This window comes from Thermogutta sp., from assembly GCF_014359955.1.
Lineage (GTDB): Bacteria > Planctomycetota > Planctomycetia > Pirellulales > Thermoguttaceae > Thermogutta.
In genome coordinates this window covers 1-9,343 of sequence record NZ_JACIYL010000099.1, presented here as the reverse complement: position 1 = coordinate 9,343, position 9,343 = coordinate 1, and the positions used below count along the sequence as shown (strand labels likewise).

At 58.5% G+C, this 9,343-nt stretch carries 9 protein-coding genes; 3 read left to right on the top strand and 6 right to left on the bottom strand.

The features are described from left to right. The coding region (locus tag H5U08_RS04995; protein ID WP_297030892.1) for a hypothetical protein at window positions 1-1,149 on the top strand (1,149 nt) is incomplete at its 5' end. A gap of 31 nt (window positions 1,150-1,180) precedes the next feature. Beyond that, the gene (locus H5U08_RS04990) at window positions 1,181-2,080 is read left to right on the top strand and encodes a hypothetical protein (protein ID WP_297030890.1); all 900 of its coding nucleotides are present in this window, start codon (window positions 1,181-1,183) and stop codon (window positions 2,078-2,080) included. A gap of 59 nt (window positions 2,081-2,139) precedes the next feature. Here the strand turns inward: H5U08_RS04990 and H5U08_RS04985 are convergent, their stop codons facing one another. The 3 genes from H5U08_RS04985 to H5U08_RS04975 all read right to left on the bottom strand — a co-directional run bounded on the left by H5U08_RS04985 (window position 2,140) and on the right by H5U08_RS04975 (window position 5,757). Next, window positions 2,140-3,606: an arylsulfatase gene (locus H5U08_RS04985; protein WP_297030888.1), complete on the bottom strand. Its 1,467-nt coding sequence runs from the start codon at window positions 3,604-3,606 to the stop codon at window positions 2,140-2,142. Window positions 3,607-3,929: 323 nt separating this feature from the next. Next, a complete protein-coding gene (locus H5U08_RS04980; RefSeq protein WP_297030885.1) occupies window positions 3,930-4,565 on the bottom strand; it encodes a histidine phosphatase family protein in 636 nt (211 codons plus the stop codon). Between the two features lie 175 nt (window positions 4,566-4,740). Then, the gene (locus H5U08_RS04975) at window positions 4,741-5,757 is read right to left on the bottom strand and encodes a sugar phosphate isomerase/epimerase (protein WP_297030883.1); all 1,017 of its coding nucleotides are present in this window, start codon (window positions 5,755-5,757) and stop codon (window positions 4,741-4,743) included. 682 nt (window positions 5,758-6,439) lie between these two features. Here H5U08_RS04975 and H5U08_RS04970 point away from each other — a divergent pair. Then, window positions 6,440-7,021, top strand: a complete 582-nt coding sequence (locus H5U08_RS04970; RefSeq protein ID WP_297030881.1) for a DJ-1/PfpI family protein — start codon at window positions 6,440-6,442, stop codon at window positions 7,019-7,021. A gap of 148 nt (window positions 7,022-7,169) precedes the next feature. On the opposite strand, the gene H5U08_RS04965 is transcribed toward H5U08_RS04970, so the two are convergent. The 3 genes from H5U08_RS04965 to H5U08_RS19820 all read right to left on the bottom strand — a co-directional run bounded on the left by H5U08_RS04965 (window position 7,170) and on the right by H5U08_RS19820 (window position 9,265). After that, on the bottom strand, window positions 7,170-7,700 hold the full coding sequence (locus H5U08_RS04965; RefSeq protein WP_297030879.1) for a hypothetical protein: 531 nt from the start codon (window positions 7,698-7,700) through the stop codon (window positions 7,170-7,172). Beyond that, window positions 7,688-8,347, bottom strand: a complete 660-nt coding sequence (locus H5U08_RS04960; protein ID WP_297030877.1) for a PepSY-associated TM helix domain-containing protein — start codon at window positions 8,345-8,347, stop codon at window positions 7,688-7,690. The genes H5U08_RS04965 and H5U08_RS04960 overlap by 13 nt, the downstream gene beginning before the upstream one ends. Before the next feature lie 135 nt (window positions 8,348-8,482). Then, entirely contained in the window at window positions 8,483-9,265 is a 783-nt protein-coding gene (locus H5U08_RS19820) for a DUF1559 domain-containing protein (protein ID WP_366494067.1), read from the bottom strand. Window positions 9,266-9,343 lie beyond the last annotated feature (78 nt).

Here is a 9,343-nt window from a genome sequence, read left to right as displayed (position 1 = left end):
CTGAAGACGGTCACTCCGGAACTCGTGCAGGAAGCATGGTCGGATCTCCAGCAGTTTCCCATCCCGTGGGATCCTGTTCCGCGGTCGGGCGGTGCAAGCAGTGTCGTCGAATTTGGAAGCTGGTCCGATATCGGAGGTGATGCGGTCCAGGACCTCGCCGCGGACCTCTCCGGGGGTGGAGCGAGTGTCCCAACCGAGCCAGCGGACCGGCAGGGCTGGCGCGATCGGGAAGGTCAATCACTGGCCGGCCCGCATGGGGAGCTGGATGTTTCACCCTTGGCACCCGAAAGCAATGAGTCGTTTGAAGTCCCCACCGATCTCCTGACGGGCGGCCACACCTCAAAGGAGCCATTGGAAGGTGTGCCAGATCGCGAGCCGCCGGAGGGATTGCAGGACCGACCCGATCCGGTCGCGCGGATTGACGATGTGGTGGCCACAGTTTCGGAACTGGAAAATGAGATGTCCCCCCAAACGATGCGAAGCCCCGAGGTGGAACTCGTCTTTTATGACTGGGGGGATCCTTTCGCGGAGACGTTTGCCCAGGAGATTCCTGTGACTCCCCGGATGCCGGCAGCTGGTCGGGACGATTCTCGGTCCGGGACCGGTTCTCCGGAGAAACCGGGGGATGACGAAGGTAGGTCCGCGGACATAGCCTCGACCACCCATCAGGCGAATGCTTGCGCTGCTGATTCTGATGAGAGTCTGGAGCCCATTTCCCAGCGTGAAGAGGACCCGATACTGACTCACGTGGCGCGGGACCGTACGGAAATACCGGATGAGGAAGATCGCTTCCCACCGGCCGGGGTGATGGCACCATCTGCGATCGAGTCACACGGTGCACCCGGTGACGACGCGCCCATGGAGGGTGTCGAGTGGGAAGAAGTTGGGGAACGTACAGACCCGGTTTGCGAGGCCGACAGGGAGGGCGGGAAAACCGAAAAGTCTCCGCCGTTACCCACGGTTGCAAATTCGACGGCCGCGCAGCGGCCCGGGGATCGAGACATCGTTGGGGGTGTCCGGGGACTGGAAACCAACGAGCCATCTCCGGCAGCGGAAGAACAACCGGTGAAGGAGACCACCCAAGTTACCCCGCCCCATGTACGACGCCGTTTCAAGTCGCTGTTCAGTCAGTTGCGCAATGCCCGGTAACCAGTTATTTACGTGACCTTTGGACTTTTTTATGGCACAGACTGAAAAGCCCACAGCGAGAATCGTTGACGCCCTCGAACAACTCGAGAGGGAGCGCGACGGGGCACCGCACACAATCCCGTTTTCGGGACACGCTTCTTCCGCGGGGGGCAGGTCGAAGGCGGCGCCGTCGCATGCGGCAGCGGAAACTCCGGGCGAAACGATCCGGGTATGGCGACGGGACGAAGCGCACGTTCGCGGCTCGGCGGAAAGTGCTCCCCGGCAGGCGGGGATGAAGACGGCTCAGTCCGACACGCGACGGGAACAACAATCCCTTCGCGAGCTCCGTGTTTTTCGGCAGCAATACGGTCATCATCTTCAGGACGTGGTGGATGTCCTCATCCTGGCACTGGGTTGGAAAGCGCAAAAGACGGGCTGGGTGAGCGTCCACCTGATGGACGAGAGCCTCGATCCAGGAGTCATCTTGGGACTGGCGGCCGAGGTTGCTGAAAAAAGCGATGAGTCCGTCCTGGTGATCGACGCGGACATACTCAATGGCACGCTGACCAGAAGGGTGACAGTCAACGCGTCCACCGGGCTGGGCAGCCTCCTGGCCCGAGGAACACTCCCTGACGAGGCCCTTCTGAAAGACCGTCGCGTCTCATTTTTACCGGCAGGAACGGTTCCGGCCTCGTTGCCCGCCTGGCTCGAGTGTCGCCGTCTTTTCGACGGCTGTCGCCAGCGGTACGGACTTACGCTCGTTTACTCACCGTTGGGGAACGAGAATTTTTTGTCAAAACTTCTTCGTGCCAGCGATGAAGCCTGGCTTTGGTGTGTGAAAGATCGCACACCCAAGCACACGGTCCGGCAGATCACGGAGATCATCCGCAGGGCATCCTGTCCGCTTTCGGCGTCGGTTCTGGTAGAACCCCTCCGTAAACCGCCGAGGTAGCTCGCCGGAGCATTCCAACCACGCTGGTTCGCTGTTTCCCCACGGAGTCGCGGACACCCTCACCGGGCGTCCGATGGACGTGGCGGAACTGCTTTGGGCGCTGGCACCTGCCAGCGGGGGTCCGGTCTGTGGGCTTCATCCATCAATTGCCGTGCTTTTTCCACAATGTCGGGATGCTCGGCCGCGACGTTTTTCGTTTCGCCCAGGTCGTCAGCCAGGTTGTAGAGCTCGATCTCACCAGTCAGCATCGGCTTGCGGATGGCTTTCCAGTTTCCAAAACGCACGGCCTGGGCGGAGCCTCTTTCGTAAAACTCCCAATACAGATAATCATGCTGCTTTTGCTCAAAAGGCTTGCCGAGCAGGGTTGGCAAAAAGCTTATGGAGTCTCGGTTAGGGGGCAGATCCGCTCCCGTTAGTTCACACAGGGTGGCCATCACATCACCGAAATACGCCACGTGGTCCGATACCGTTCCGGCGGGAACCTTGCCTGGCCACCAGGCAATGAACGGAACCCGAATGCCGCCTTCATAGAGGTCCCGTTTCATTCCCCGCAGGGGACCACTCGGGCGGAACCGCTGCACGTTATGCCCGGCCTCGTTATGCGGCCCATTGTCTGACGAGAACATCACCAGGGTCCGGTCGGCAATGCCGAGTTCGCGGAGTTTGCGCAACAGACGGCCGACATCACGGTCCATGCGGCTGATCATGGCAGCCTGTCCTTTGTCCTGATCGGGCCAGTCGCGATCGGCATAAATGCCGAAGTCGGGAACTTCCGCTCCGTTCCCTGTGGCCCGAGTCGCCTCATTGTTGGCGTGGGGAATCGTGTAAGCGAGATACAGGAAGAACGGTTTTTCTTTGTGTTCCTCGACCCAGCGCAAAGCATCTTCAGTGAATAAATCATGTGAGTAATCCACTTTTTTGGTGGCGTAGCCGGGTGTGAAGTCGCTGCCGTAATTGGCCTTCACTGCGACAACCTCGTTTCGCAACATGACTTTGCCCCAGTTTCTCCACAAGAACTCAGGGTAGTAGTTGTGCGCATGCCCCTGGTTGAGATAGCCAAAGAAGTAATCAAAACCTTTTCGCAGGGGATGTCCCGGCTCCTCGACCTCGCCCAGTCCCCACTTCCCAATAAGCGCCGTTTGGTATCCCCGGGATTTGAGGAGCTCGGCGATCGTGATATCGTCTTCACGAAGCGACTGGTTCGCACGCTGATTGGCAGGCGCATTTCCCCGAACGGAACAGTGTCCTGTGTGCTGACCCACCATCAGGACGCAGCGCGATGGTGCGCACACCGTCGAGCCGGCGTAAAACTGTGTGAAACGCATTCCCTCCGCGGCCATGCGATCCAGCTCCGGCGTCTGGATGATTTGTTGACCATAGCAACCCAGGTCGCCGTATCCGAGGTCGTCGGCCAGTACGAAAATGATATTCGGCAACCGCTCGGAGGCCGGAATCTCGGCCCTGCTCGCACTGAGTGCACCAGCCAGGATCCACGCAACGACACCCAAAGCAACTCGCGATTTCATAGCGTGATTCCCCCATAGGTTTGTCGAGTTACAACGCTCGCTTGATGCCGACTCACCCACTCAGTACGGGTGCGGTTTCTCGTCGTGTGGTTAAACAAGCGGCGCGCCCGCGATGATCACCAACGACGACCTGCCGGCGAAACCAGAGATCACTGCGGTGGTTGCGCGACCAGAGCGTGGTCCTTCACACTCGGTAGCCCATTATGAATCCGCGGAGGCACCCCTGTAAACCCGGGAGCCGCTGCGTGGCGCCGGGCCCATTGTGGCAAAGTGACGCAAATCGGCGTGCTTTTGGTGTTCACGTTTCGCCGCTTGACCTGGCATTACAAATCACCGCTTCCACTCAGTCCGACACCTTCCAGATGATGCACGTCGTCGGCAGCAATCAGCCGCATTTGTCCTGTGGTCGGGTCCGCCTCCACTGTGGTGATGGACGCATTTTGAAGGGCCGCTGGGAGCTTGCCCGCGTCCGAGGAATCAAGGAGAGATTTGAGTGTGACCACAAGCAACCTTCCGTGGGCGACGACCGCCACGCGCTCGTACCCGGAAGCGATCATATCGCGGAAGGCAGCAACTCCCCTTTCGGCGAGCTGGCGGCGCGATTCTCCACCCGGGATCGCGAAGTCCGGATCGCCGGAAATCCAGCGGCGGTATTCTTCGGGAAACTGGGCGACCAACTCGCTCCGCAACCGGTCCTGGAAGATCCCGGCATTGATCTCTTTCAGGCGGGGATCGGTGCGAATCGGAGCGCCTGTTCGGCGGGCGATGATTTCTGCTGTCTCGTAAGCACGGCGAAGAGGACTGCTGAAAATGACCTCCAACCCCACTTCCGCCAGTGCTTCGGCCACGGCTTCGCCCTGTCGCCGTCCCAGATCAGAGAGCGGTACATCAGACTGTCCCTGGACGCGGCCTTCCGAATTGTAGGTGCTTTCTCCATGTCGAATGCAGTAGAGAATCATCGTGAGCACATTCCTACCGTTCTCTTTGTTGTCTTTATCGGAGCAAAACAGATTCCCCGAAAAAAATCGACACGGTCCGGGAACCGTGTCGATGGCGATAAGCTTTTCTGACGCATCCGACTCACCCGCTGATTCGTCGGACTATTGAGCGATTATCCGGGCACAAGGGCAATGTTCAGCCCTTTTTGGCCTGCTCCGTTTTGTCGAAGGCCGCGTCGAAGGCCACCTGGCTGGGCGGGAAGTCGATTCGACGGACGAACTCGCAGGCTTCCTTCGCGCCGAATTCGCGGTCCATGCCGCTGTCTTCCCATTCCACTGAGAGCGGTCCCTGATAGCCGATATCGTTGAGGGCCCGGATGATTTCCTCAAAGTCCACGCTTCCATGGCCCAGCGAGCGGAAATCCCAGGCCCGGCGCGGGTCGCCGAAATTGAGGTGGCTGCCCAGAATCCCGCCTTTCCCGTCACGCTTGACGATTGCGTCTTTCATGTGGACGTGGAAAATCCGGTCCGGAAAGTACCGGATGAACTGGACCGGATCCACGCCCTGCCAGATGAGGTGGCTGGGATCGAAATTGAAACCGAACGCGGGATGTCCCTTGAGGGCTTCCAGCGTTCGCTCCGCGGTGTACAGGTCGAACGCGATCTCGGTGGGATGGACTTCCAACGCGAATTTGACGCCGCACTCTTCGAAGACATCCAGAATGGGAATGAACCGCTCGGCGAGGAGGCGATAGCCTTCCTCAATCATGTCCGGCGGGACCGGCGGGAACGAATAGAGAAGATGCCAGATGCTGGAACCCGTGAAACCATTCACGATGCTCACGCCGAACTTCTGCGCCGCCCGAGCGGTGTCCTTCAATTCATCGGCGGCACGCTGATTGACCCCGGCCGGATCCCCATCTCCCCATACATAGTCGGGCAGAATCGCTTTGTGACGCAGATCGATGTTATCCAGAACGGCCTGCCCTACGAGGTGGTTGCTGATCGCGAAGACCTGCATGCCATATTTGGCCAGTAGCTCGCGCTTCTTGGCGCAGTACTCATCGTCCTCGAGTGCCTTGCGGACTTCAAAATGATCACCCCAACATGCCAGCTCGACGCCGTCGTACCCGAACTCCTTCACCTTCTGAAGAAGAGTTTCCAGGGGAAGATCAGCCCACTGGCCCGTGAACATCGTGACTGGTCGCGCCATGATTCACTCCTTACCTTAACAAACTGTCGACACAAGACACCGTGACGATCTAACCTGCCACGCCATAACCACATCTGATGGCGAAGTAATGTTTGGTATTTTGGGCCATTTTCCTGATGACTGCAACACCCCCGGTGCATGACCCATCCCCCCTTTTGTGCCAAAAGCGCAAGATGCCACAACCTGGACGTGTGGTCGGGGCGATTCATGGCGATGAATAGATCGCCGTGGTCTCTCGCGGCAAGTCAATTAATTTGTAGAGCACATACCGGTGAGTTTGGCAGCGGCAATTCATGAATGGCCCCTACCGGAAGCGGGTTTAATGATGGTCGATGGATGCCGCCACCAGGAAGATATCAGCCCGAAGCAAGTCTTGTTTCGTGCGGCTCCTCCGCGATAATGGGCACTAAAAGGGCAAAAAGGCAAACCAGCGACGAAGACTGAGCCTCCGCGATTTCCCCGTGGCCGGATGCACCGGGGGCAGCACTTCCGAATTCAGGCCCTGGGACGGTCGGGCCAATGGAACGCGGGGGAATGCCGATGTTGCTTCGTGGCTTCCAAGCCGGAGCACAGGACAATGCTTTGGGCCCCTTGAAATGCTGGTGATAGCCGTGAATTGATCGAAGGTTGATAAAAAACGAAAACTGGGTGAAACGAGAAAACCCCTGAGGAGGTCGATTCTATGAAGATCTTGATGCTCGTTGGTGACTATGTGGAAGACTACGAAGTCATGGTGCCGTTTCAGGCGCTTCAGATGGTGGGGCTGACGGTGCATGCCGTCTGTCCCGGCAAGGCGGCCGGAGAACAAGTCCGCACGGCCGTGCATGACTTCGACGGTGCCCAGACCTATTGCGAGCTCCGCGGCCATAATTTCACGCTGAACGCCGATTTCGACAAAATTCGGCCGGAGGACTACGACGCCCTTTGCATTCCCGGCGGGCGGGCTCCGGAGTACCTTCGTCTGAACAAACGCGTCATCGAAATCATCCGTCATTTTGCCGAGGCGGGCAAGCCGATCGCCGCGATCTGCCACGGGCCGCAGCTCCTCACCGCGGCGGGCGTGCTCAAGGGAAAGATCTGTACCTGCTATCCGGCCGTTGCTCCGGATATTGCCAATGCCGGAGCCACGTACGTGCAGGTCGATCTGGACCAGGCCTATGTGGACGGGAATCTCGTGACCGCCCCTGCCTGGCCGGCCCATCCCGTCTGGCTCGCGCGATTTCTCGATGTGCTCGGTGTTCGCATCGAACTGCCGAAGCGATGAGACAATTCGCGGACGCAATTCTGTTCGGTGTGCCCGTCTCGGCGATTCAAGCCATGGCCGAGATTCCCCAAACTACCTGAAATGGACAAGGGCACAAAGGATGGACGCAACCAGCCCGATTGCCGTACGTCCGGCGGCGGAGCATCTCTCAGTTTTCGCGAACGAACAAAAGTGCGACACCAATGGCCACCGCGATGAGAAGACCGAGCCAGCCCCACAACCGTGAACCGGTGGAAGGGGCGAGCCCTGTCACCACGAGATATTGCTGCTGTTCCGCAGCCACTGGGAAGACGTGGTGGACATAGCGGATGCCGTGGCGTGATTCGGAGACTTGAACTGGGTGGGTTGGACCCTCTGCAAGCAGGCTGCTGAGCTTCGGCCATGGGAGTCGCCAGTGAGAGGACTGTTCGTCTTCCGAGCTGTCCGTTGGCACAGCCAACACGAGTGCAAGCTCGCCAGGTACGCCCTGCACCAGCATCACCTGAGCCGTTGGTGTCGGTAGTCCGTCCTCCAGCCTGGCCAACTCCTCTGGCCAGTGTACCTCGGCCGTTTGACGGATTTTCTCGACAGTTTGACGGATGACTTCCTCCGAAAGTTCAACGTTGGTCGCTCTCGGCCAGAGGGTCCAGACACACAAAAGGAATAAAATCGTTACGGCTATCCAACCTAAGGCGCGCATGGAACGTGGTCCCGTTGTTTATTCGACATACTGGAATCGGTGGGCTGAACCTCCCGGGGTAACACAGGTGTGGCGTTCCGCTTCCGCTTGGCCCAGAAGATTGGCAGATAAATAACCAAGCCGGAACAGGCCAGAAACGCTAAAGAAACACCCACGACATCCGCCCAGATCCATGCCCATTCTTTGCCAAAGATTTCTCCCGTGTGCAGGTCTTTAAAGAATTTTTTTAGGCCCGGTTTGGGTGGGGTTGCAGAGAGAACAGTCTGCCGCACCGCTTTTTCCGCTGTTTGAATCGCACCAGTGCGCACCGGATGGACATACTGACGCTCCCCAGCGGTGGAACGATCCACGCCCTTGATGGCGACAAACCAGCCTAGCGTCGGGTGAAAGCGGACGTCGATCTGCTTGATTTGGAATCCGTCGAGCTTTCCAGCGTGATCGAGAGCGGTGGCAATCACTTGAGCCGTCGCTTGGGTCGGAGGTGGCGTCGGTGGGAGGTCTTCCATCTTAGGCGCCTCGTACCATTTCGGATGGACCAGAAGAACTCCCGTGACCGCCACAGCCAACAGAGGAATCATCAGGGCGAGTCCGACCCACCGGTGGAACTGCCGCAGCGGTCGTGAAAGTGCGCGAATAAAGGCGAACATGTTCTCTGGTGTTCCTCGATGTTCGACTGTTTGGAATTGAGGTGTGGTCTCGGGATCATCGGTACGGACACAGCCCACGACGCCCGAAGAGGCGGAATCAAGGCTTCCCCGCAGCAAGCCATCTTCGGCGGCGAGTCAGTCGTCTTTGATGTTGGGATCTTTCCCACGAAGGAGTTCCCACTCAGTTTTACTGCCCACCGTAACCACGTGTCCGTCCACGAAGAGCACGTTCATGTGTCCTGTATGAAATGGCTGGACGGTAAATACGCCTCTGAGTGGAAAAGACTTGATTTCCCCAGCTTTCCAGGGTTCAAAGAGATCGCGGGCCAGTTGGATTTGATGGGACTGGACCCGGTCCTCCGGTTTCAGTTCCTTACCCTCAGCCGCCTTCTTGGTGTCATAACCCTGAATGTGGTCGTCCAGACGGCGAACAAACCACGGCTTGGCTTCTTTCTTCTTGGGTTTCCATGTGCCGGTCTTTTTGTCGTATTCCATCACGATCCGCTCAGGGAGGAATCGCTGGCTGAAGGCGCGGCCTTCCAGCTTGTAACTGGTTCCCAGCGACTTAAAGAACGGGGTGGAATCCTCCACGGTGCCCACATCGCCGGGGCACGCGAAAATGGCGCGATTGTTCTCGCAGAACGGCAACAGGGCCTCTACGGCCGATTGGCTCAGATCGGTGAGGTCGCCCTCTCCTACGTGGAAGGGCATCACCCCGTCGTGGAGATTGGCGTAATGATGAACCGCAATCCCGATTTGGCGCAGGTGACTGCGACACTGAGCACTGCGGGCAGACTCCCGAGCCATCTGGACCGCGGGAAGGAGTAGCCCCACCAGGATGGATACAATCGCGATGACCACCAGCAACTCCACGAGCGTGAACCCAGCACGAAGCGATGTGGCACGTCTAAGACGCATAGTGCTTTTCCTCCTCAAAGTTGAACGTATATCTGATGTACACAAACGACTTGAGACGCAGTCTCAGTTTCATGTGGT